Genomic DNA, 22,824 nt, shown 5'->3' with positions numbered 1-22,824 from the left:
TCGCCCGATGTGAGCGAGGCAATTGGCCGAACTGCTCTCGGCGAGATTTGATCGGGGCCATCTCAGTCCAACCCGTGCCGCAGGCTCGCGGCGGCGGCAAACGGGCCGATCACGAGGCTGGCAAGCGACAGCGCGCAGAGGATCGAGAACGGTGTTCCAAAGGGCAGGGGACCTGAGATTGCCGCCTGCGAGGCCGCGACACCGAAGATCAGCACCGGAATCGACAGCGGCAGCACCAGCACCGCGAGCAGCAGCCCGCCGCGATGCAGCGTCACCGCTAATGCCGCGCCGATCATGCCGGTGAAGGTCAGTGCCGGTGTTCCCGCCAGCAGGGTCGCGGCGACCGCCAGCGTCGCCGTGCCGTCGAGATTGAGCAGCAGGCCGAGCACCGGCGTCGCGATGATCAGCGGCAGCCCCGCGGCGATCCAATGCGCCAGCGCTTTGGCCGCGCAGGCGAGTTCCAGCGGTGTCCGGCTCATCACGATCAGGTCGAGCGAGCCGTCCTCGTGATCGGCCGTGAACAGCCGGTCGAGGGTGAGCAGGCTCGCCAGCAGCGCGCCGAGCCAGAGGATGGCGGGGCCGAGCCGCGACAGCAGCGCCAGATCGGGCCCGACCGCAAACGGCATCAGCACCGTGACGGTGAGGAAGAACAGCACGCCGATCAGCGCCCCGCCGCCGACGCGCAGCGCAATGCGGATGTCGCGGCGGATCAATGCGGCCAGCGCGCTCATGCTGCGCCTCTGCTGTAGTTGCCGTGTGAGTCGCTGTCTTGCCGCGCAAACGGTGCGCTCCCTCCCCCCTTGTGGGGGAGGGTTGGGGAGAGGGGTGGCCCCGGGCGAGATGTTCGGCGGAAGTGTCGCTTTTGCAATCTAGGTTGCTTGTCGTGGAGAGATTGACGGATGCAGCACGTCGTGTGGCACCCCCCTCCCTGACCCTCCCCCACAAGGGGGGAGGGAACGGTTAAACTCGTGTCCAATGATAAGAGCTGGAGCGCGCTCATGCCACGCCTCCCATCCGCAAATCGCGCGCATCGATGCCGAGCGGAAGGTGCGTCGCGGCGACGATCAGGCCGCCGCTTGCGAGATGGTCGCGCATCAGGCCGACGAACAGCGCCTGTCCGGCCGCATCGAGCGCCGACGTCGGCTCGTCCAGCAGCCAGACCGGCCGCCGCACCGAAAGCAGGCGCGCGATCGACAGGCGGCGGCGCTGACCGGCCGAGAGATAGGCCGCCGGCAGACGCGCGGCGTGGTCGAGCGCCACGGCGGCAAGGCAGTGGCCGGCGTCCTGCGTCTTGCCGCCGAGGAAATCCCGCCAGAAGGAAAGATTTTCCGCGACGCTCAGCGCCGGCTTCAGCGCGTCGCGATGGCCGAGATAGTGGGCCTGTTCGGGCAGGCTGAGTTCGGCATCGCCGCCCTCGAGCGCGATCGAGCCTTCGGCTGGAACCAGCAGCCCGGCGAGGACGCGCAGCAGCGAGGTCTTGCCCGCGCCGTTCGGGCCGGTGACGGCAAGCGCCTCGCCGGCCACCGCCGACAGATCGAGGCCAGCAAACACCTCGCGTCCGCCGCGCACGCATTTCAGATTTCGTCCCGAGAGCCGCATGGTTCGTTGTGTCACAGCCCTCTGAAATCTTTCGCTACCGCGTGAGAATTTTTGGGTCGCGCAACGCTGTCGCACGCTTGTCGGTGTGGCGGTGCTTCTAGAAAGGTTCTATAAGCCCGGAACTTGATGCAGCACACACAATCGGCGGCCGCAAGCCATCCAGGCCATCCCTTGGCCCGTGTCGATCGCCGGTGTTTAGTTACCCTTGCCGGGTATAACTGAGAATTGGGATCCTCCGCATGACCTCACTCGACAGCTTCAAATGCCGCAAGACCATGAAGGTCGGCGGCAAGTCCTACGTCTATTACAGCCTGCCCCAGGCAGAGAAGAACGGACTGAAGGGTATCTCGAAGCTGCCGTATTCGATGAAGGTTCTGCTCGAGAACCTGCTGCGCAATGAGGACGGCCGCACCGTCAAGAAGGAAGACATCGTTGCGGTGTCGAAGTGGCTGAAGAAGCGCCAGCTCGAGCACGAAATCGCGTTCCGCCCGGCGCGCGTGCTGATGCAGGATTTCACCGGCGTTCCGGCCGTGGTCGACCTCGCCGCGATGCGCAACGCGATGCAGAACCTCGGCGGCGACGCCGAGAAGATCAACCCGCTGGTGCCGGTCGATCTCGTCATCGACCACTCGGTGATCGTCAACTTCTTCGGTGACAACAAGGCGTTCGCGAAGAACGTCACCGAGGAATACAAGCAGAACCAGGAGCGCTACGAGTTCCTGAAGTGGGGCCAGAAGGCGTTCTCGAACTTCTCGGTGGTGCCGCCCGGCACCGGCATCTGCCACCAGGTCAATCTCGAATATCTCGCCCAGACGGTGTGGACTAAGAAAGAGAAGATGACGGTCGGTAAGAAGACCGGCACCTTCGAGATCGCCTATCCCGACTCGCTCGTCGGCACCGACTCGCACACCACCATGGTCAACGGCCTCGCCGTGCTCGGCTGGGGCGTCGGCGGCATCGAGGCGGAAGCCTGCATGCTCGGCCAGCCGCTGTCGATGCTGCTGCCTGAGGTGGTCGGCTTCAAGCTCAAGGGCCAGCTCAAGGAAGGCGTCACCGCGACCGACCTCGTGCTCACCGTCACCCAGATGCTGCGCAAGCTCGGCGTGGTCGGCAAGTTCGTCGAGTTCTTCGGCCCGGGCCTCGATTTCCTGTCGGTCGCGGACAAGGCGACCATCGGCAACATGGCGCCCGAATACGGCGCGACCTGCGGCTTCTTCCCGGTCGACGCCGCGACCATCGATTACCTGAAGACCTCGGGCCGCAAGGCCGATCGCGTCAAGCTGGTGCAGGCCTATGCCAAGGCGCAGGGCCTGTTCCGCACCGCCAAGTCGACTGACCCGGTGTTCACCACCACGCTGACGCTCGATCTCGCCGACGTCGTGCCGTCGATGGCCGGACCGAAGCGCCCCGAAGGCCGCATCGCGCTGCCAGCGGTGTCGACCGGCTTCGCGACCGCGCTGGTCAACGAGTACAAGAAGCCCGACGGTGAGCAGAAGCGCTTCGCGGTCGAGGGCCGCAACTTCGATCTCGGCCATGGCGACGTCGTGATCGCCGCGATCACCTCCTGCACCAACACCTCGAACCCGAGCGTGCTGATCGGCGCCGGCCTGCTGGCGCGCAAGGCGGCCGCCAAGGGCCTGAAGGCCAAGCCGTGGGTGAAGACCTCGCTCGCGCCGGGCAGCCAGGTGGTGGCGGAATATCTCGCCAATTCCGGCCTGCAGGCCGATCTCGACAAAGTTGGCTTCAATCTGGTCGGCTTCGGCTGCACCACCTGCATCGGCAATTCCGGCCCGCTGCCGGAAGACATCTCGAAGTCGATCAACGACAACGGCATCGTCGCCGCCGCTGTGCTGTCGGGCAACCGCAACTTCGAAGGCCGCGTCTCGCCGGACGTGCAGGCCAACTACCTCGCCTCGCCGCCGCTGGTGGTCGCGCATGCGCTCGCCGGTACCGTGACCAAGGATCTCGCGGTCGAGCCGATCGGCATCGGCAAGGACGGCAAGCCGGTGTTCCTCAAGGACATCTGGCCGACCACCAAGGAGATCAACGCCTTCATGAAGAAGTACGTCACCGCGACGATCTTCAAGAAGAAGTACGCCGACGTGTTCAAGGGCGATACCAACTGGCGCAAGATCAAGACCACGGAAAGCGAGACCTATCGCTGGAACATGAGCTCGACCTATGTGCAGAACCCGCCCTATTTCGAAGGCATGAAGAAGCAGCCGGAGCCGATCGTCGACGTGGTCGACGCGCGGATCCTCGCGATGTTCGGCGACAAGATCACCACCGACCACATCTCGCCGGCCGGTTCGATCAAGCTGACTTCGCCCGCCGGCAAGTTCCTCAGCGAGCACCAGGTGCGCCCCGCCGACTTTAACCAGTACGGCACGCGGCGCGGCAACCATGAAGTGATGATGCGCGGCACCTTCGCCAATATCCGCATCAAGAACTTCATGCTGAAGGGCGCCGACGGCAATATTCCGGAAGGCGGTCTGACCAAGCACTGGCCCGACGGCGCGCAGATGTCGATCTACGACGCCGCGATGAAGTACCAGCAGGAGAACGTGCCACTGGTGGTGTTCGCCGGCGCCGAATACGGCAACGGCTCGTCGCGCGACTGGGCCGCGAAGGGCACCCGCCTGCTCGGCGTGCGCGCGGTGATCTGCCAGAGCTTCGAACGCATCCATCGCTCCAACCTGGTCGGCATGGGCGTGCTTCCGCTCACCTTCCAGGACGGCACGTCGTGGTCCTCGCTCGGCCTCAAGGGCGACGAGAAGGTCACGATCCGCGGGCTGCAGGGTGATTTGAAGCCGCGCCAGACGCTGACGGCCGAAATCGTCTCCGCCGACGGCGGCAAGCGGGACGTCCCGCTGCTCTGCCGCATCGATACGCTGGACGAGCTCGACTACTATCGCAACGGTGGCATCCTGCACTACGTGCTGCGCAAGCTCGCGGCCTAGCGCGGATTTGTGATCGGTGCCTCACTGCTTAGTGAGTAGCGGCTAAAAAGAAGGCGGCCTATGACAAGGCCGCCTTCTGGCGTTCTGGGGCACGCAAGTTCAAGGGACAACTTCATGCTCCGTACAATTACGGATAGAAATCATCACGACTGGTTCGCAGTATGACAGCGATGATGGCCTATAATTCTATCTCGCGATGGTCCAGCGCCCTCGGTTTCTGCGCGATCGTTGCGATCATCCGCCCCGCTCACGCCGATCCGCGTGCTGTCGTCGAGCTCTTCACCTCGCAGGGATGCTCGTCCTGTCCGCCCGCGGACAAGATCATCGGTGATCTCGCGAAGGACCCCAACGTCATCGCGCTGAGCATGCCGATCGACTATTGGGACTACCTCGGCTGGAAGGACACGCTGGCCGATTCCCGTTTCAGCGCGCGCCAGAAAGCCTATTCGCACATGCGCGGCGACCGCGACGTCTACACGCCGCAGGCCGTGATCAACGGCTCCGCCCATGTGATCGGCAGCGACCGCGCCAGCATCGAGGATGCCATCAAGGACACCGAGAAGAGCGGCAGCGTGATGTCGGTGCCGGTGACGATGACGCTGACCGGCAAGCAGATCAACGTGTCGGTGGCCGCATCGAAATCGCCCGCGGTGTCGCGCGGTGAAGTCTGGATCTGCTCGATCTCGAAGTCGGTGCCGATCTCGATCTCGCGCGGCGAGAATCGTGGCCACGAGATCACCTACCACAACGTGGTGCGCAATCTCCTGAAGGTCGGTGACTGGAACGGCTCGTCCGGGAGCTGGACCGTGCCGCTGGAGAACATCACGCGCGATGGCGTCGATGCTGCGGCCGTGTACGTCCAGGACGGCAATCGTGACAAGCCGGGCCCGATGCTCGGCGCTGCATTCACCTCGCTTCACTAGCGCGCTGCTGCGCTAGCTTCCATCAGTCGCGTCATTGGGCCGCACGCATGTAGTCGTGCGGCTTCGCACGGCGGCAAGCCGTGCATCCACTGAGTTGCTGAAAGAAGAGCGCCGAGGCTTTGCGGGTCTTGATCGCGCGTAATCGAGCAGGGCCCAAAAAACAAAAAGGACCAACTTTCGTTGGCCCAGTGTGTTGGGATTTGACTCCCCTGCGAACAGGCCCGATCCCGACGGCCCCGGGGGGCTGGGGGCTGAGGAATCCGGAACCGAAAGGACCGGGCCAACGCAGGATTTTCTTTTCGCAGGGCAGCGGGGCGGGCGATGGGCGGAAGTGGGGCAGCAATATGATTCCTCTAACGTTCCCGTGACTCTTCGGTTTTCCGGACAATCCGCCGCGCCTGGCCGTGGTTAAGGCCTGGTTGCGTTGCGAATGGCCCCTTGCGGCGTCCTGCGCTTAGCGCAATCATGTCACTCTCGTGACGATCCCGAAGTGGGGGCACCGGCCTTCGGCACCCGATCGTCACCGGGATGACAGGAGGCGCTCGATGAGTTTGATCTCGGAGGATAGTGATCCGAGTGGGAATCGTGCCGCGGCGCGTCCCGCCGCCGCGACCCCTCAGCCCAACCGCGTGACATTCAATCGACTTGAGCTCAACCGCATTCTCAATCTCTACGGCCGCATGGTCGCCGACGGCGAGTGGCGCGATTATGCGATCGACTTCCTGAAGGACCGCGCCGTGTTCTCGGTGTTCCGGCGCGCATCCGAAATGCCGATCTACCGGATCGAGAAGGATCCCCGGCTGGCACGCAAGCAGGGCATGTACAGCGTGATTTCGGCGACCGGCCTGATCCTGCGCCGCGGCCACGAACTCGAACGGGTGCTGCTCGTGATCGATCGCAAGCTGTCGCTGGTGTAGGCGCGGCAAATTCAGTGTCGTAGCCCGGATGAAGCGAAGCGTAATCCGGGACAAGTTCATCCGCGGTTTCGACGGCCCCGGATTGCGCTGCGCTTCATCCGGGCTACGGATCCCGTCTAGTCCGCCGGCACCGTCGCCGCGCCTTCGCCGAGCGCCCGCTGCATCATCACGGTATCGAGCCAGCGGCCGAATTTCAGGCCGACATTCGGGTGCGTCCCGATCATCTGAAAGCCGCAGCGGCGGTGCAGCCCGATCGAGCCGGCATTGGCCTGGTCCCCGATCACCGCGATCATCTGCCGGAAGCCGCGCGCGTCGCATTCGGCGATCAGGCGCTCCATCAGCCGGAGGCCGATGCCGCGGCGATGGACCGCGGGGTCCAGATAGACCGAGTTCTCGACCGTGAAGCGATAGGCCGGCCGCGGCCGAAAGGGGCCGGCATAGGCATAGCCGGCGACGCGGCCATCGAGCACGGCGACGAAATAGGGGAAGCCGCCATCGATCAGCGCCCTGTAGCGGCGGGTCATCTCGGCAAGGTCGGGCGGGATCAGCTCGAAGGTTGCGGTGCCGAAGCGCACCGCGTGCTCATAGATCGCAGTGATGGCGGGCAGGTCCGCCTCGGCGGTCGGCCTGATTTCCGGATCGGGCAGAGCAGCGTTGGACATGCCGTGAGCGTATTTTTGCCCTGCGCAAAAGAAAAGCCCCGGCCGCAAGGCCGGGGCTCTGGTCGATCGGTTCGCTCGAGGCGCTTAGTCGCGCTGTCCGAGCAGCTGCAGCAGCAGCGTGAACAGGTTGATGAAGTTCAGGTAGAGCGACAGCGCACCAGTGATTGCCGCACGCTCTGCCATCACGCCACCCTGCGAGGCGTAGCCGTAGATGTAGTCGTTCTTCAGCCGCTGGGTGTCCCAGGCGGTGAGGCCCGCGAACACCAGCACGCCGACCACCGAGACGATGAACTGCAGCGCCGAGCTCGCCAGGAACAGGTTGACCAGGCTCGCGATGATGATGCCGATCAGGCCCATGAACAGGAACGAGCCCATGCCGCTCATGTCACGCTTGGTGGTGTAGCCGTAGAGGCTCAGCGCACCGAACGTTGCCGCGGTGATGAAGAACACGCGCACGATCGAGGTGTGCGTGTACACCAGGAAGATCGACGACAGCGACAGGCCCATCAGCGCCGAGAACACCCAGAACAGCAGCTGGGCGGTCGCGGGCTGCAGGCGGTTGATGCCGGCCGAGATGACGAACACCATCGCCAGAGGGGCGAGGATGAACAGCCACTTCAGCGGGCTCACGAACATCGCGTAGCCGAACTGCGTCAGATAGGCGTTGCCGAACTTGGCGACGGCGGCGGACTGATCAGTGGTCACCGCACCCATGTAGACACCGAGCGCGGCCAAGCCGGTGATGGCGAGGCCGATGCTCATGTAGTTGTAGATGCGCAGCATGTAGGCGCGCAGACCGGCGTCGACGGCCGCAGCGTCAATGCGCCCGGCGGCCCGGCCGAAAGGAGAAGCGTAGTTGCGGTCTAGGTCCGACATGGTCGAATTCCCGTGGTTGGTCCCGGTGGAGCGCAAGGGATTTGCGGCGCCGGTTCTAAATCTATCTCAGATGGCTCGGTTTGCGGAACATTAATTGCGTGTCATTCAAACCGACTATCCGACCCGAGTGGTATGTGGGAAATTAACACATCCGACGCAAGCTTCCACGCGCGGCCGAATGTCGCTCTAGCCTAGCATTTGTAGGCAAAACGGCGCTGCCGCCGCTACAAATTGTCACAAATTCCGCAGCACCGAGGCCGGCTTCTGGTTCAGCGCGAGCAGCGTTCCCGCCAGCCCCAATCCGACGGTGACGACCAGCGCGGCGACCACGACCAGCGCTGCGCTGCCGGCCTGCCAGATGAAACTCAGCGTCATCAGCCGCGTCACGATCAGCCAGGCCGCGACCGAACCGGCGATCACCCCGAAGATTGCGGTTGCAAAGCCGATCATCAGATACTCCAGCGCGTAGGCGCCGAGCAATCGCACCCGGGTGGCGCCGAGCGTCTTGAGGATCACGGCGTCATAGACGCGGTGGCGGTGGCCGGCGGCGAGCGCGCCGCCCAGCACCAGGATCGCCGAGATCAGCGTCACGGCGCTGGCGCCGCGGATTGCCAGCACCAGATTGCTGACCACGGCGCCGACCGTCTCCAGCGCCTCGCGGACCCGGACGCTGGTCACCATCGGGAACGCGTCGGCGACCTGCTTGATGACGCGCGCATCATCGGTGGCGCCGGCATGGGGTTCCGTCAGGGTCGCGACGTGGCTATGCGGGGCGCCCCTGAAGGCATTCGGCGAGAACACCAGCACGAAGTTGATGCCGAGGCCCTGCCAGTCGATGTTGCGCAGATTGGCGATCTTGGCCGGAACATCGCGGCCGAGCACGTTGACCACGATCTCGTCGCCGATCTTCAAGGACAGGCCGTCGGCGATCTTCTTCTCCATCGAGACCAGCGGAGGTCCGCTGTAGTCCGGTCCCCACCATTCGCCCTCGACGATCTTCGAGCCCTTGGGAATTTCGCCGGTGTAGGTCAGGCCGCGGTCGCTTTGCAGCACCCATTCCGAATCGACCGACGGCTTGAGCTGGTCGGCCTTGACGCCGCGCGCGGCGACGATGCGCCCGCGCAGCATCGCCACGTCCTCGATGGTCGAGTCCGGAGCGATCTGCTTGAGGAAAGCACCAAAGCGGTCGGCTTCCGTGGAGGGGATATCGATGAAGAAGAACGACGGCGCCCGTTCCGGCAAGGCGGCCAGGAATTGCCGGCGCAGATTGCCGTCGATCTGGGTGATGGTGACGAGCACCGCGAGTCCGAGGCCCAGCGAAAGCACCACCGACGGCGTCAGCGCGCCCGGCCGGTGGATGTTGGCGATTGCGAGCCGCAGCATGGTGATGCGGCTGCGCGGCAGCCGCCGCGCCACCGCCATCAGGATTTCGGCGATTCCGCGCAGCAGCAGGAACACCGCGATCGACGAGGCAACGAACACGGTGGCGACCCGCTTGTCATAGGCGAGCCCGATCGCAACCCCGATCAGGAGCGCGACCACCACGGCCATCAGCGCCAGATAGCTCCAGCGCGGGCGATGCCACTCGCTGGCGACGGTCTCGCGGAACAGCGCGGCGACCGGCACGTCGTGGACCCGGCCGAGCGGCCACAGCCCGAACGCCAGCGCGGTGAGCTGGCCGTAGAGGAAGGAGAGCGCGAGCTCGTCGGGATGCAGCGCCGGCACAACCGGCAGCGGCAGCAGCTTGCCGAACAGGCCGACGATGACGAAAGGCAGCGCGGCGCCGAGCACCAGCCCGATCACCGAACCGATCCCGGCCAGCACCACCACTTGCGTGCAGTAGATCGTGAAGACGTCGCGGCCGGTGGCGCCGAGCGCCTTGAACGAGGCGATGACGTCGCGGCGCCGGTCGATATGGCTCTTCACCGCGTTGGCGACGCCGACGCCGCCGACCAGCAGTGCGGCGAGGCCGACCAGGGTCAGGAACTGGGTGAAGCGGTTGATGGTGCGTTCAAGCTGCGGCGAGGCGTTGTTGCGGCTGCGAACTTCCCAGCCGGCCTCCGGCGCCGCAGCCCGTGCGCCGTCGATCAGTGCGGTGGTGGCGCGATCGTCGTTGGCGCCGTCGGGCAGCTTCACCCGGTAGATCCAGCGCACCAGGCTGCCCGGCTGCAAGAGATCAGTGGCGCGCAGGCTAGCTTCGCTGATCAGGAAGCGCGGGCCAAGGCCGACGCCGCCGGCAAGCTTGTCGGGCTCGGCCGCCACCACGCTGCGGATCTGGTAGGTCGCGCTGCCGATGGTGACGCGGTCGCCGAGCTTCAGGTCGAGCCGCGCCAACAGCGTTGAATCGGCGGCCGCGCCATAGACGCCATCACGTTCGGCGAGCAGATCGGCTGTCGGCATGTTCGGCTCGAGCGTCAGCTCGCCGAGCATCGGATATTTGCCGTCAACCGCCTTGAGCTCGACCAGCGCCAGCTTGCCGTCGCCGCTGCGGGCCATCGCGCGCAGCGTGGCTGCCACCGAAACCTCGCCGCGGGTGCGCAGATACGCGACCTCGTCGGGCTTGGCCTCGCGCGAGATCAGCGAGAAGGCGACGTCGCCGCCGAGCAGCGTGCGTCCCTCGCGCGACAGGCCGTCGCCGAGGCTCGCGGCGACCGAGCCGACGCCGGCAATCGCCATCACGCCGAGCGCGATGCAGGCGATGAAGACGTAGAAGCCGCGCAGGCCGCCGCGCAATTCGCGCAGCGCGTAGCGGAAGGCAAGCGACGACGCGCGGCCCTGCACCGCGACTTCGGACGCAATGCTCATGTGGTGGATTGTCCGTCGATGCGGCCGGAACGCAGCCGCACCACGCGATCGCAGCGCTGCGCGAGCGAGAGGTCGTGCGTCACCAGCACCAGCGTCATGCCGCGCTCGGTGTGCTTGGTGAAGAGCAGGTCGATGATCTGCTTTCCCGTCGTCTCGTCGAGATTTCCGGTCGGCTCGTCGGCAACCAGGATCGCGGGATCGGGCGCCAGCGCACGCGCGATCGCGACGCGCTGCTGCTCGCCGCCGGACAGCTGCGTCGGGTAGTGATGCAGCCGTTCGCCGAGCCCGACCGATTGCAGCTCCTGCGCCGCGCGCGCGGCGGCATCGGGATTGCCGGCGAGCTCGAGCGGCACGGCGACGTTCTCCAGCGCCGTCATGGTCGGGATCAGATGGAACGACTGGAAGACGATGCCGACCTGACGGCCGCGGAAGCGCGCCAGCGCATCTTCATCGAGGGCATTGAACGACGTGCCGTTGACGACCACTTCTCCGCTGTCAGGACGTTCAAGCCCCGCCATCACCATCAGCAAGGTCGACTTGCCCGAACCCGACGGGCCGATCAGGCCGATGGCCTCACCCGCTGCCACACGAAGGCTGATATCTTTGAGGATATGGACCCGTGCCGCGCCGGTGCCGAGCGAGAGATTGACGTTCCTGACGGCAATGGTGTCCGGCTCGACGTCGGTCAGTGAAGAGGATTCGATGAGACTGTCCATGGTTCGGTCATATGGCACTTCCGCTGCTGCGGTCGAGAGCCGGTTGAGGATCTTCGTGCACATACTCGTGTTGCTTATGGGCTTGATGACGGCGGCAAGTGCGCAGACGCCGGGACCGGAGAATGGCCCGGCACAAGGCTCGGCGAAACCGATCAAGATGGTGGTTCTGGGCGATTCCCTGAGCGCCGGTTACGGCCTTCCGGCCGCCGCGGCATTTCCGGTCCGGCTACAAAAAGCCTTGGAGACCAAGGGGATAAAGGTCAGTATGACCAATGCCGGGGTATCCGGCGACACCGCCTCAGGGGGCCGCGAGCGGCTCGACTGGTCGGTGGCTGACGGAACTGACGCCGTGATCGTCGAGCTCGGCGCCAACGATGCGCTGCGCGGCATCGATCCCGCGGTCACGCGTGCCGCGCTCACCGACATCATCACAAAGTTGCAGGCCCGCAAGATCGCCGTGCTCTTGTGCGGCATGCTCGCGCCACCGAACTATGGCAGTGAGTATGCAGCGAAGTTCAACGCGATCTATCCGGATCTCTCGAAGTCCCTTCGCGTGCCGCTCTATCCGTTCTTCCTCGATGGCGTGGCTGCCGATGCCAAGCTCAATCAGGCCGACGGCATGCATCCGACGGCGGAAGGTGTGGACATCGTCGTCAAGAACATGCTGCCCACGGTGGAGGCATTTCTCGGCGCATTATCAGGGCAACGCAGTTGAAATGCAGGCAGCGCGCCGAGTTGTGCCCGTAGGTTTACGAGCTGTTAACGGGTCATGCTTCGCAGAGTCACATATCTCGGGTACAAATAGGCATCGGTGATTCGTCGCCGGGCTTGTTACAGGGGCGGGCTCCCAAAACCCGCGCCAAGCATCGAGGATTATTGCGATGCCGCGTCTGTTCACTGGTCTGGAAATTCCGGCCGAGATCGGCCAAACCCTGTCCAGCTTGCGTGGCGGCCTTCCCGGCGCACGCTGGATCGATCCCGAAAATTATCATGTCACGCTGCGCTTCATCGGCGATATCGATGGCCTCTGGGCCAACGAGATCGCAACGATGTTGTTTCGGGTGAACCGAAAACCGTTCGAGGTCAAACTGCAGGGCCTGTCGAGCTTCGGTGGACGCAAGCCGCGCGCGGTGGTTGCCGCCGTCGAGCCCAGTCGGCCGCTGATCGAACTGCAGGCCGAGCTCGAGCGGATGATGCAGCGGATGGGGCTCGATCCCGAGGGCAGGAAATTCACGCCCCATGTCACGCTCGCGCGTCTGCATGACGCATCGAGCCAGGACGTCGCGGATTATCTGTCGGTGCGCGGCTACTTCCCGAGCCGCAGCTTCATGGCGGACCGCTTCGTGCTGTTCTCGTCGCGCGCGTCGACGGGCGGCGGCCCCTACGTGGTCGAGGATTCCTACGCGCTCTGCGCGTGAGGCATCGCAGATCGCGGCTTGAGGTGTCGGGCAGCGGCCGGTGCGGTCGGCCGTGGGTATGCAAGGGCTTGCGCTTGCATACCCCATTGGCACAATTCACGGCTTGCAATTTTCCGCGCAGTAGGGCCGTAAGGTGGGCCCATGCTGTCCACCTCGCCGAGTTCCTTTCTCGAACACTACAACGCCCTGGTCGCCTCCGGCGCGATCGAGGCCGATCCGGCGCAGGCGCAAGCCGCCGAGGCGTTCGGCGCGCTGGAGGAGCGGCTTGCGAGCTACAAGCCGCAGCGCAAGCAGAGCCTGCTCGGACGGCTGTTCGGCGGCGACAAGGACGACAAGCCGCGCGGGCTCTACATCCATGGCGAGGTCGGTCGCGGCAAGACCATGCTGATGGACCTGTTCTTCCAGCAGAGCCCGGTCGAGCACAAGCGTCGCGCGCATTTCCACGAATTCATGGCCGAGGCGCATGAGCGCATCTACGGTTACCGCCAGCAGATCGCGCGCGGCGAGATCGCGGACGGCGACGTGATCGCGCTCACCGCGCAGGCGATCTTCGACGAAGCCTGGCTGCTCTGCTTCGACGAATTCCACGTCACCGACATCGCGGATGCGATGATCCTCGGGCGGCTGTTCGCAAAGCTGTTCGATCTCGGCACCGTCGTGGTCGCGACCTCGAACGTCGCGCCCGACGATCTCTACAAGGGCGGTCTCAATCGCGCGCTGTTCCTGCCGTTCATCGCGCAGATCTCCGACCACATGGATGTGCTGCGGCTCGATGCACGTACCGACTTCCGGCTCGAGAAGCTCGTCGGCGTGAAGATGTGGCTGGTGCCCGCGGATGACGCGGCTCGCGATGTGCTCAATGCGGCGTGGCGCAAGATGACTGGCAACGCGCCGTGCAAGGCGCGCCTTATCGAGATCAAGAAGCGTTTGCTGACTGTGCCGTGCTCGTCGCATGGCGTCGCGCGCTTCAGCTTCGCCGATCTCTGCGAGAAGCCGCTTGCCGCGTCCGATTACCTCAGGCTTGCGCACGACTACCACACGATCCTGATCGACCACATTCCGGTGATGGACTACGCCGAGCGCAACGCCGCCAAGCGCTTCATCTCGCTGATCGACACGCTCTATGACAATGCCGTGAAGCTGATGGCCTCGGCTGAGGCCGATCCGGTGTCGTTGTACCTTGCGGACGATGGCATCGAGGCGATGGAGTTCAAGCGCACGTCCTCGCGCCTGATCGAGATGAGCTCGGAATCCTATCTGGCGCTGCCGCACGGCCGCAAGGACTCCTCGGCCAGCGGCTCGTCGACCGGCCTGGTCGAGACCTGAAATTCAGCCTTGAAATTTCGGCCTCGAAATTCGGTCCTGAAATTCGGTCTCGAAATTCGGTCTTGCGCGCGGTCCGGTTCGGAGCAACTTTTCGTGTCTCCGGGACGGATGTTGCTGGCATGCCTGATCGAAATCCAGGCAAGGCCTCCAATCGGGCAGGCCGCGACTTGAATGGATCATTCGAAAGGGATAACCACCCTTGCAACCGACTTCCCTCCCTCCTGCACCAGTTCAAAGGACTGATTTCCCATGGCACGCGACAAGATTGCACTGATTGGCTCCGGACAGATCGGCGGAACGCTGGCGCACCTCGTTGGCCTCAAGGAACTCGGAGACGTCGTGCTGTTCGATATCGCCGAGGGCGTGCCGCAGGGCAAAGCGCTCGACATCGCGCAGTCGTCGCCGGTCGACGGCTTCGACTCCAACCTGGTCGGCGCCAACTCCTATGAAGCGCTCGACGGCGCCAAGGTCTGCATCGTCACTGCGGGCGTGCCGCGCAAGCCCGGCATGAGCCGCGACGATCTGCTGTCGATCAACCTCAAGGTCATGGAGCAGGTCGGCGCCGGCATCAAGAAGTACGCGCCCGACGCCTTCGTCATCTGCATCACCAACCCGCTGGACGCGATGGTCTGGGCGCTGCAGAAGGCCTCGGGCCTGCCGCACAAGAAGGTAGTCGGCATGGCCGGCGTGCTCGACTCCGCGCGCTTCCGGTATTTCCTGGCCGACGAATTCAACGTCTCGGTCGAAGACGTCACCGCCTTCGTGCTCGGCGGCCACGGCGACACCATGGTGCCGCTGACCCGCTACTCGACCGTCGCCGGCATTCCGCTGCCCGACCTCGTCAAGATGGGCTGGACCTCGCAGGCGCGCATCGACGAGATCGTCGACCGCACCCGCAACGGCGGCGCCGAGATCGTCAACCTGCTCAAGACCGGCTCGGCCTTCTACGCGCCGGCGGCGTCCGCGATCCAGATGGCCGAGAGCTATCTGAGGGACAAGAAGCGCGTGCTGCCCTGCGCCGCCTATCTCAACGGCGAATACGGCGTGAAGGACATGTATGTCGGCGTGCCGACCGTGATCGGCTCCAAGGGTGTCGAGCGCATCGTCGAGATCGAGCTCGCCGGCAAGGACCGTGAAGCCTTCGACAAGTCGGTCGGCGCGGTGCAGGGCCTGGTCGACGCCTGCAAGAAGATCGCGCCCGATCTGCTGGGCAAGTAATCTCAATCGACAATGGCCCGATAGGCGATTTCAATCGCCTGTCGGGTCAAGGTGATGAAATTCCGGCGGATTTTGTAGTTGCGCGAGCTTTGGTATATGGTATACCAGCGTCAAGGCTGACTTGAAGTTCGCCGCACGAGGGTTTGGGAGCGTCTTTCCATGAATATCCACGAATACCAGGCCAAGGCTCTGCTGCACGAATTCGGCGTGCCGATCTCGCGCGGCGTGCCGGTGCTGAAGCCGGAAGATGCCGACGCGGCGGCCAAGCAGCTCCCCGGCCCGATCTGGGTGGTGAAGAGCCAGATCCATGCCGGCGGTCGCGGCAAGGGCAAGTTCAAGGAAGCATCCGCCGGCGACAAGGGCGGTGTCCGCATCGCCAAGTCGGTTGCCGAGGTCGATGAGTTCGCCAAGCAGATGCTCGGCGCGACGCTGGTCACGGTGCAGACCGGCCCGCACGGCAAGCAGGTCAACCGCCTCTACATCGAGGAAGGCTCCGACATCGACAAGGAGTTCTACCTCTCGATCCTGGTCAATCGCGAGACCTCCGAGATCTCCTTCGTGGTGTCGACCGAAGGCGGCGTCAACATCGAGGACGTCGCGCATTCGACCCCGGAAAAGATCGTCTCGTTCTCGGTCGATCCCGCCACCGGCATCATGGCTCACCACGGCCGCACGGTCGCCGAGGCGCTGAAGCTGAAGGGCGATCTCGCCAAGCAGGCCGAGAAGCTGACCGGCCAGCTCTATGCCGCGTTCGCCGCCAAGGACATGGCGATGCTCGAGATCAATCCGCTCGTCGTCACCAAGCAGGGCCAGCTCCGCGTGCTCGATGCCAAGGTGTCGTTCGACAGCAACGCGCTCTACCGTCACCCGGACGTGGTCGCGCTGCGCGACGAGTCCGAGGAGGACGCCAAGGAGATCGAGGCGTCGAAATATGACCTCAACTATGTCGCGCTCGACGGCACGATCGGCTGCATGGTCAACGGCGCCGGCCTCGCCATGGCGACGATGGACATCATCAAGCTCTACGGCATGGAGCCGGCGAACTTCCTCGACGTCGGCGGCGGCGCCAGCGCGGAGAAGGTTGCAGCTGCGTTCAAGATCATCACCGCCGATCCGAACGTGAAGGGCATCCTGGTCAACATCTTCGGCGGCATCATGAAGTGCGACGTGATCGCCGAGGGCGTGGTCGCCGCGGTGAAGCAGGTCGGTCTCAAGGTGCCGCTGGTGGTGCGCCTCGAAGGCACCAATGTCGAACTGGGCAAGAAGATCATCCGCGACAGCGGCCTCAACGTCGTGCCCGCCGACAATCTCGATGACGCCGCACAGAAGATCGTGAAAGCCGTCAAGGGAGGCTAACGATGGCCGATCATCTCGACGCTCCGACCCCGCTGGACGAACACCGCAAGCTCGCGGTTTTCGCGGGCGAGTGGAACGGCGACGAGATGGTCTATCCGTCGCGCTGGACCGCTGGCGGTCCGGCCACCTCGCATGTCGTCGCGCGCATCGCGCTCAACGGGTTCTACCTGATCCAGGACACCGTGCAGACCCGCGACGGCAAGGAGAGCTTCGCCACCCACGGCGTCTTCACCTACGACCGCGAGGATCGCGCCTACCGATTGTTCTGGCACGATTCACTCGGCTACTACCCGCCGTCGCCGGCGTCCGGCGGCTGGGCAGGCAAGTCGCTGATCCTGGTGCGCGGCTCGCTGCGCGGCAATGCCCGTCACGTCTACGAGGTCGTCGACGACAACACCTACAACATGAAGATCCAATTCTCGCCTGACGCGGAAGGGTGGGCCGACGTGCTCACCGGCGTGTACCGGCGTATCCACTAAACCCTTCACCGACCGTCTCGCGAAAGCATCTCGAACCATGTCCATTCTGATCGACAAGAACACCAAGGTCATCTGCCAGGGCTTCACCGGCAAGAACGGCACGTTCCATTCGGAAGCGGCGATCGCTTACGGCACCAAGATGGTCGGCGGCGTGGCGCCGGGCAAAGGCGGCTCGACCCATCTCAACCTGCCGGTGTTCGACACCGTCGCGGACGCGCGTGCCAAGACCGGCGCCGACGCCAGCGTGGTCTATGTCCCGCCGCCGGGCGCGGCCGACGCGATCTGCGAGGCGATCGATGCGGAGATCCCGCTGATCGTCTGCATCACCGAGGGCATTCCGGTGCTCGACATGGTGCGCGTCAAGCGCTCGCTGTCGGGTTCGAAGTCGCGGCTGATCGGGCCGAACTGCCCCGGCGTGATGACCGCCGGCGAGTGCAAGATCGGCATCATGCCGGCCAACATCTTCAAGCCCGGCTCGGTCGGCATCGTCTCCCGCTCCGGCACCCTGACTTATGAAGCGGTGTTCCAGACCACCCAGGAGGGCCTCGGCCAGACCACCGCGGTCGGCATCGGCGGCGATCCGGTCAAGGGCACCGAGTTCATCGACGTGCTGGAGATGTTCCTGGCCGACGAGAAGACCAAGTCGATCGTCATGATCGGCGAAATCGGCGGCTCCGCCGAGGAAGACGCCGCCCAGTTCCTCAAGGACGAGGCCAAGCGCGGCCGCAAGAAGCCGATGGTCGGCTTCATTGCCGGTGTCACCGCACCCCCCGGCCGCCGCATGGGTCATGCCGGCGCGATCATCTCCGGCGGCAAGGGCGATGCCGGTTCCAAGACCGCGGCGATGGAAGCCGCCGGCATCAAGGTGTCGCCGTCCCCGGCGCGGCTCGGGCACACGCTCGCGGAGATGCTCAAGTAACCTCCGTCAGGCGAAGTTCCCTTCGAGGTTTGATGTGGTTTTGGGCGGGTTCTCATGAGGGAACCCGCCCTTTTACTGCGTTTTGTCACCAGAATGCTGATCAATAAAATATGAAAATAAGTTCATTTCTTGGTTCTTTTAGGCAGGAATATCTGTCCTAGATAGGGTAAAGGGTATCAATCCAGCCGGCGCACTTCCAGACCGGCACCAGCGCCGTCTCCTACGCGCGAACCGAAAAAAATCACCAGGACTGCCCCATGTCTCGCCAAGACGCGAATGCTGCTTTTGCTCTCTCATCATTCCTGCAAGGCGCCAACGCCACCTACATCGACGATCTCTATGCCCGCTACGAGCAGGATCCGTCGTCGGTCGACGCCGAATGGCAGGACTTCTTCAAGAGCCTGAAAGACGCCCCCGCGGACGTCCAGAAGAATGCCGACGGTGCCTCATGGGGCCGCGCCAACTGGCCGGTGACGCCCCGCGACGAGCTGACCTCGGCGCTCGACGGCAACTGGGCCCAGGTCGAGAAGGCGGTCGGCACCAAGCTCGCCGCCAAGGCGCAGGCCAAGGGCGCCGAACTGTCCGACGCCGACGTGCATCAGGCCACCCGCGATTCGGTTCGCGCGCTGATGCTGATCCGCGCCTATCGCATGCGGGGTCATTTCCACGCCAAGCTCGATCCGCTCGGCATCGAGGCGCCGCGCGACCGCGAGGAGCTCGATCCGCGCTCCTACGGCTTCACCGAGGCCGACTTCGACCGCAAGATCTTCCTCGACCACGTGCTCGGCCTCGAATACGGCACGCTGCGCGAGATCGTGCAGATCTGCGAGCGCACCTACTGCCAGACGCTCGGCGTCGAGTTCATGCACATCTCCAATGCCGCGCAAAAGGCGTGGATCCAGGAGCGCATCGAAGGTCCGGACAAGGAGATCAGCTTCACCCCCGAGGGCCGCCGCGCGATCCTCAACAAGCTGATCGAGGCCGACGGCTTCGAGAAGTTCTGCGACACCAAGTTCACCGGCACCAAGCGCTTCGGCCTCGACGGCGGCGAATCGCTGATCCCGGCGCTCGAGCAGATCATCAAGCGCGGCGGCAATCTCGGCGTGAAGGAGATCGTCGTCGGCATGCCGCATCGCGGCCGCCTCAACGTGCTGACCCAAGTGATGGGCAAGTCGCACCGCGCGCTGTTCCATGAGTTCAAGGGCGGCTCGGCCAATCCCGACGATGTCGAGGGCTCCGGTGACGTCAAGTATCACCTCGGCGCGTCCTCGGACCGCGAGTTCGACGGCAACAACATCCATCTGTCGCTGACCGCCAACCCGTCGCATCTCGAGATCGTCGATCCGGTCGTGATGGGCAAGGTGCGCGCCAAGCAGGATCAGCACGGCGATCCGCCGGACATGCGCATCTCGGTCCTGCCGCTCTTGATGCACGGCGACGCGGCGTTCGCGGGCCAGGGCGTGGTGGCGGAATGCTTCAGCCTGTCCGACCTGAAGGGCTACCGGACCGGCGGCTCGCTGCACTTCATCGTCAACAACCAGATAGGCTTCACCACCTATCCGCGCTACTCGCGTTCGTCGCCCTATCCGTCCGACGTGGCGAAGATGATCGATGCGCCGATCTTCCACGTCAATGGCGACGATCCGGAGGCCGTGGTGTTCGCGGCCAAGGTCGCGATCGAGTTCCGGCAGAAATTCCACAAGCCGGTCGTCATCGACATGTTCTGCTACCGTCGCCACGGCCATAACGAGGGCGACGAGCCGGCGTTCACCCAGCCGGTGATGTACAAGCGGATCGCCTCGCATCCGTCGACGCTGGAGATCTACGCCAAGCGGCTGGTCGCCGACGGCGTGCTGACCGAGGGCGAGGTCGAGAAGGCCAAGGCCGATTGGCGCGCACGGCTCGATGCCGAGCTCGAAGCCGGCTCGGGCTACAAGCCGAACAAGGCCGACTGGCTCGACGGCAAATGGGCCGGCTTCAAGTCGGCCGATCAGGAAGAAGACGCCCGCCGTGGCGTCACCGGTGTCGATGTCGCCGTGCTCAAGGAGATCGGCCGCAAGATCACCAAGGTGCCGGACGGCTTCCGCGCCCACCGCACCATTCAGCGCTTCCTCGACAATCGCGCCAAGGCGATCGACACCGGCGTCGGCATCGACTGGGCGACCGGCGAGGCGCTGGCGTTCTGCACGCTGCTGCAGGAGGGCCATCATGTGCGCCTGTCCGGCCAGGATTCCGAGCGCGGCACCTTCTCGCAGCGCCATTCGGTCCTGATCGACCAGGAGGACGAGAGCCGCTACACGCCGTTCAACCATCTCGGTGGCGAAGACACCGGCCATTACGAGGTCATCAACTCGCTGCTGTCGGAAGAGGCGGTGCTCGGCTTCGAGTACGGCTACTCGCTGGCCGAGCCGAATGCGCTGGCGCTCTGGGAAGCCCAGTTCGGCGACTTCGCCAATGGTGCGCAGGTGGTGTTCGACCAGTTCATCTCCTCGGGCGAACGCAAATGGCTGCGCATGTCGGGCCTCGTCTGCCTGCTGCCGCACGGCTACGAGGGGCAGGGACCGGAGCACTCCTCCGCGCGCCTCGAGCGCTATTTGCAGATGTGCGCCGAGGACAACATGCAGGTGGTCAATCCGACCACGCCGGCAAACTACTTCCACGTGCTGCGGCGCCAGCTGCATCGCGAAATCCGCAAGCCGCTGATCCTGATGACGCCGAAGTCGCTGCTGCGTCACAAGCGCGCCGTGTCGCGGCTCGACGAGCTCGGCGAGAACGCCACCTTCCACCGCATCCTGTACGATGACGCGCAGATGCTGCCGGACGAGAAGATCAAGCTGGTGCCGGACGACAAGATCCGTCGCGTCGTGCTGTGCTCCGGGAAGGTCTATTACGACCTGTACGAAGAGCGCGAGAAGCGCGGCGTCGACGACATCTATCTGATGCGCATCGAGCAGCTGTATCCGGTGCCGCTGAAGGCGCTGGTGCAGGAGCTTAGCCGCTTCAAGGGTGCCGAGGTGGTCTGGTGCCAGGAAGAGCCCCGCAACATGGGCTCCTGGCACTTCATCGAGCCCTATCTGGAGTGGGTGCTGAACCAGACCAACGCAGCCAACAAGCGTCCGCGCTATGCCGGCCGTCCGGCATCGGCGGCAACTGCCACCGGTTTGATGTCGAAACATCTGGCGCAGCTCAAGGCGCTGCTCGACGACGCACTGAACTAACGGCCTTCACTGAAGCCATGCCCCGCCTTGTGCGCAATTGCGCACTGGAGCGGGGCATCCGGTATCCCGCGTCATCCAGCCTCACCGCTGTCGTCACGGAGTACCGGGTCGTTCGCTTTGGCGGACGGTGGCGGACAAGGTTTGCGACTGCCAAATTTGCGACCGCAAGGTTATCGGGGAAAAGATCATGACTGAAATTCGCGTTCCAACGCTCGGTGAATCCGTAACTGAGGCCACGATCGGCCGCTGGTTCAAGAAGGCCGGTGAGGCCGTCGCGGTGGACGAGCCGTTGGTGGAGCTGGAGACCGACAAGGTCACCATCGAGGTGCCCGCGCCGGTCGCCGGCACGCTCGGCGAGATCATCGCCAAGGATGGCGAGACCGTCGCTGTCGGCGCGCTGCTCGGCCAGATCAATGACGGCGCTGCCCCGGCCAAGTCCGCGGCTGCCGCAGCTCCCGCCAAGGCTGCCGCTGCGGCGCCTGCCGCCGCTCCCGCACCGGCTCCTGCCGCGCCCAAGGTGCCGCCGGCGGATGCGCCGCTGGCGCCTTCGGTGCGCAAGCTGTCCGCCGAAAGCGGCGTCGACGCTTCCACCGTTCCGGGCTCGGGCAAGGATGGCCGCGTGACCAAGGGCGACATGCTGGCTGCGATCGAGAAGGCCGCCTCGGCGCCGACCCCGGTCAACCAGCCGGCCGCCGCCGTGCAGGTCCGTGCGCCGTCGCCGGCGGACGATGCGGCACGTGAGGAGCGCGTGAAGATGACCCGGCTGCGCCAGACCATCGCGCGCCGCCTCAAGGACGTGCAGAACACCGCCGCGATGCTGACGACCTTCAACGAGGTCGACATGACCGAGGTGATGAAGCTGCGGGCCCTCTACAAGGATACGTTCGAGAAGAAGCACGGCTCGAAGCTCGGCTTCATGGGCTTCTTCACCAAGGCGGTCGTGCAGGGGCTGAAGGACATTCCGGCCGTCAACGCCGAGATCGACGGCTCTGACCTGATCTACAAGAACTACTACCACATCGGCGTTGCGGTCGGCACCGACCGCGGCCTGGTGGTGCCTGTGGTGCGCGACTGCGACCACAAGTCGATCGCCGAGATCGAGAAGTCGATCGCCGATTACGGCCGCCGCGCCCGCGACGGTCAGCTCAAGATCGACGAGATGCAGGGCGGCACCTTCACCATCACCAATGGCGGCATCTACGGCTCGCTGATGTCGACGCCGATCCTGAATGCGCCGCAGTCCGGCATCCTCGGCATGCACAAGATCCAGGAGCGGCCGATGGTGGTCGGCGGCAAGATCGAGGTGCGCCCGATGATGTATCTGGCGCTGTCCTACGATCACCGCGTCATCGACGGCAAGGAAGCGGTCACCTTCCTGGTTCGCGTCAAGGAGAGCCTGGAAGATCCGGCTCGCCTGGTGCTGGATCTCTAA

General features: G+C 64.7%; 18 protein-coding genes. 12 read left to right on the top strand and 6 right to left on the bottom strand.

Annotated features, from left to right (window positions below):
* Positions 1 to 62: 62 nt before the first annotated feature.
* Both ccmB and ccmA read right to left on the bottom strand, forming a co-directional pair.
* Entirely contained in the window at positions 63 to 731 is a 669-nt protein-coding gene (gene ccmB, locus ACOIX3_RS41355) for a heme exporter protein CcmB (RefSeq protein ID WP_021078801.1), read from the bottom strand.
* Positions 732 to 996: 265 nt separating this feature from the next.
* Complete coding sequence (gene ccmA, locus ACOIX3_RS41350) at positions 997 to 1,599, bottom strand: heme ABC exporter ATP-binding protein CcmA (RefSeq protein ID WP_420971929.1); 603 nt, start codon at positions 1,597 to 1,599, stop codon at positions 997 to 999.
* Positions 1,600 to 1,838: 239 nt separating this feature from the next.
* Here ccmA and acnA point away from each other — a divergent pair, with 239 nt between their 5' ends.
* The 3 genes from acnA to ACOIX3_RS41335 all read left to right on the top strand — a co-directional run bounded on the left by acnA (position 1,839) and on the right by ACOIX3_RS41335 (position 6,399).
* Entirely contained in the window at positions 1,839 to 4,559 is a 2,721-nt protein-coding gene (gene acnA / locus ACOIX3_RS41345; protein ID WP_420967699.1) for an aconitate hydratase AcnA, read from the top strand.
* A 161-nt stretch (positions 4,560 to 4,720) separates the two neighbouring features.
* On the top strand, positions 4,721 to 5,482 hold the full coding sequence (locus tag ACOIX3_RS41340) for a DUF1223 domain-containing protein (RefSeq protein ID WP_420967698.1): 762 nt from the start codon (positions 4,721 to 4,723) through the stop codon (positions 5,480 to 5,482).
* Positions 5,483 to 6,027: 545 nt separating this feature from the next.
* Positions 6,028 to 6,399, top strand: coding sequence for a DUF2794 domain-containing protein (locus ACOIX3_RS41335; RefSeq protein ID WP_420967697.1), 372 nt, complete (start codon positions 6,028 to 6,030; stop codon positions 6,397 to 6,399).
* A gap of 116 nt (positions 6,400 to 6,515) precedes the next feature.
* Here ACOIX3_RS41335 and ACOIX3_RS41330 read toward each other — a convergent pair whose 3' ends face one another.
* The 4 genes from ACOIX3_RS41330 to ACOIX3_RS41315 form a co-directional block, all read right to left on the bottom strand.
* The gene (locus ACOIX3_RS41330; protein WP_420971928.1) at positions 6,516 to 7,046 is read right to left on the bottom strand and encodes a GNAT family N-acetyltransferase; all 531 of its coding nucleotides are present in this window, start codon (positions 7,044 to 7,046) and stop codon (positions 6,516 to 6,518) included.
* A gap of 99 nt (positions 7,047 to 7,145) precedes the next feature.
* A complete protein-coding gene (locus ACOIX3_RS41325) occupies positions 7,146 to 7,937 on the bottom strand; it encodes a Bax inhibitor-1/YccA family protein (RefSeq protein WP_021078796.1) in 792 nt (263 codons plus the stop codon).
* 234 nt (positions 7,938 to 8,171) lie between these two features.
* A complete protein-coding gene (locus ACOIX3_RS41320; RefSeq protein WP_420967696.1) occupies positions 8,172 to 10,742 on the bottom strand; it encodes an ABC transporter permease in 2,571 nt (856 codons plus the stop codon).
* Complete coding sequence (locus ACOIX3_RS41315; protein WP_212318910.1) at positions 10,739 to 11,458, bottom strand: ABC transporter ATP-binding protein; 720 nt, start codon at positions 11,456 to 11,458, stop codon at positions 10,739 to 10,741. Before ACOIX3_RS41315 ends, ACOIX3_RS41320 begins: the two co-directional genes overlap by 4 nt.
* A 55-nt stretch (positions 11,459 to 11,513) precedes the next feature.
* On the opposite strand from ACOIX3_RS41315, the gene ACOIX3_RS41310 reads away from it, so the two are divergent.
* The 9 genes from ACOIX3_RS41310 (at position 11,514) to odhB (ending at position 22,824) form a co-directional block, all read left to right on the top strand.
* Complete coding sequence (locus tag ACOIX3_RS41310) at positions 11,514 to 12,173, top strand: arylesterase (protein WP_420971927.1); 660 nt, start codon at positions 11,514 to 11,516, stop codon at positions 12,171 to 12,173.
* A gap of 166 nt (positions 12,174 to 12,339) precedes the next feature.
* Positions 12,340 to 12,876, top strand: a complete 537-nt coding sequence (thpR, locus tag ACOIX3_RS41305) for an RNA 2',3'-cyclic phosphodiesterase (protein WP_420967695.1) — start codon at positions 12,340 to 12,342, stop codon at positions 12,874 to 12,876.
* A 141-nt stretch (positions 12,877 to 13,017) separates the two neighbouring features.
* Positions 13,018 to 14,202, top strand: coding sequence for a cell division protein ZapE (gene zapE / locus ACOIX3_RS41300; RefSeq protein ID WP_420967694.1), 1,185 nt, complete (start codon positions 13,018 to 13,020; stop codon positions 14,200 to 14,202).
* 249 nt (positions 14,203 to 14,451) lie between these two features.
* Complete coding sequence (gene mdh, locus ACOIX3_RS41295; RefSeq protein ID WP_092121604.1) at positions 14,452 to 15,420, top strand: malate dehydrogenase; 969 nt, start codon at positions 14,452 to 14,454, stop codon at positions 15,418 to 15,420.
* Between the two features lie 159 nt (positions 15,421 to 15,579).
* On the top strand, positions 15,580 to 16,776 hold the full coding sequence (gene sucC, locus ACOIX3_RS41290; protein WP_420967693.1) for an ADP-forming succinate--CoA ligase subunit beta: 1,197 nt from the start codon (positions 15,580 to 15,582) through the stop codon (positions 16,774 to 16,776).
* A 2-nt stretch (positions 16,777 to 16,778) separates the two neighbouring features.
* Entirely contained in the window at positions 16,779 to 17,255 is a 477-nt protein-coding gene (locus tag ACOIX3_RS41285; protein ID WP_342725621.1) for a DUF1579 family protein, read from the top strand.
* Between the two features lie 37 nt (positions 17,256 to 17,292).
* Positions 17,293 to 18,174 carry a succinate--CoA ligase subunit alpha gene (sucD, locus tag ACOIX3_RS41280; protein WP_092121610.1) on the top strand — a complete coding sequence of 294 codons (882 nt, stop codon included), beginning with the start codon at positions 17,293 to 17,295 and terminating at the stop codon, positions 18,172 to 18,174.
* Positions 18,175 to 18,431: 257 nt separating this feature from the next.
* Positions 18,432 to 21,392, top strand: a complete 2,961-nt coding sequence (locus ACOIX3_RS41275) for a 2-oxoglutarate dehydrogenase E1 component (RefSeq protein ID WP_420967692.1) — start codon at positions 18,432 to 18,434, stop codon at positions 21,390 to 21,392.
* 187 nt (positions 21,393 to 21,579) lie between these two features.
* Positions 21,580 to 22,824 (top strand): 2-oxoglutarate dehydrogenase complex dihydrolipoyllysine-residue succinyltransferase, encoded by a 1,245-nt coding sequence (odhB, locus tag ACOIX3_RS41270; RefSeq protein ID WP_092121612.1) that lies wholly within the window; start codon positions 21,580 to 21,582, stop codon positions 22,822 to 22,824.

The organism is Bradyrhizobium sp. B120 (assembly GCF_049075665.1).
Lineage (GTDB): Bacteria > Pseudomonadota > Alphaproteobacteria > Rhizobiales > Xanthobacteraceae > Bradyrhizobium.
Note: the sequence above shows the minus strand (reverse complement) of the source record. Positions and strands in the feature narration are given on the sequence as shown.

Excerpts from the sequence above, each read along its gene's own strand:
- ACOIX3_RS41325 (WP_021078796.1), bottom strand. The coding sequence starts at position 7,937 with ATGTCGGACCTAGACCGCAACTACGCTTCTCCTTTCGGCCGGGCCGCC.
- ACOIX3_RS41315 (WP_212318910.1), bottom strand. The coding sequence starts at position 11,458 with ATGGACAGTCTCATCGAATCCTCTTCACTGACCGACGTCGAGCCGGAC.
- sucD (WP_092121610.1), top strand. The coding sequence starts at position 17,293 with ATGTCCATTCTGATCGACAAGAACACCAAGGTCATCTGCCAGGGCTTC.
- thpR (WP_420967695.1), top strand. The coding sequence starts at position 12,340 with ATGCCGCGTCTGTTCACTGGTCTGGAAATTCCGGCCGAGATCGGCCAA.
- sucC (WP_420967693.1), top strand. The coding sequence starts at position 15,580 with ATGAATATCCACGAATACCAGGCCAAGGCTCTGCTGCACGAATTCGGC.
- ACOIX3_RS41275 (WP_420967692.1), top strand. The coding sequence starts at position 18,432 with ATGTCTCGCCAAGACGCGAATGCTGCTTTTGCTCTCTCATCATTCCTG.
- odhB (WP_092121612.1), top strand. The coding sequence starts at position 21,580 with ATGACTGAAATTCGCGTTCCAACGCTCGGTGAATCCGTAACTGAGGCC.
- ACOIX3_RS41340 (WP_420967698.1), top strand. The coding sequence starts at position 4,721 with ATGACAGCGATGATGGCCTATAATTCTATCTCGCGATGGTCCAGCGCC.
- ACOIX3_RS41285 (WP_342725621.1), top strand. The coding sequence starts at position 16,779 with ATGGCCGATCATCTCGACGCTCCGACCCCGCTGGACGAACACCGCAAG.
- ccmA (WP_420971929.1), bottom strand. The coding sequence starts at position 1,599 with ATGCGGCTCTCGGGACGAAATCTGAAATGCGTGCGCGGCGGACGCGAG.
- ACOIX3_RS41320 (WP_420967696.1), bottom strand. The coding sequence starts at position 10,742 with ATGAGCATTGCGTCCGAAGTCGCGGTGCAGGGCCGCGCGTCGTCGCTT.
- acnA (WP_420967699.1), top strand. The coding sequence starts at position 1,839 with ATGACCTCACTCGACAGCTTCAAATGCCGCAAGACCATGAAGGTCGGC.
- ACOIX3_RS41335 (WP_420967697.1), top strand. The coding sequence starts at position 6,028 with ATGAGTTTGATCTCGGAGGATAGTGATCCGAGTGGGAATCGTGCCGCG.
- mdh (WP_092121604.1), top strand. The coding sequence starts at position 14,452 with ATGGCACGCGACAAGATTGCACTGATTGGCTCCGGACAGATCGGCGGA.
- ccmB (WP_021078801.1), bottom strand. The coding sequence starts at position 731 with ATGAGCGCGCTGGCCGCATTGATCCGCCGCGACATCCGCATTGCGCTG.
- zapE (WP_420967694.1), top strand. The coding sequence starts at position 13,018 with ATGCTGTCCACCTCGCCGAGTTCCTTTCTCGAACACTACAACGCCCTG.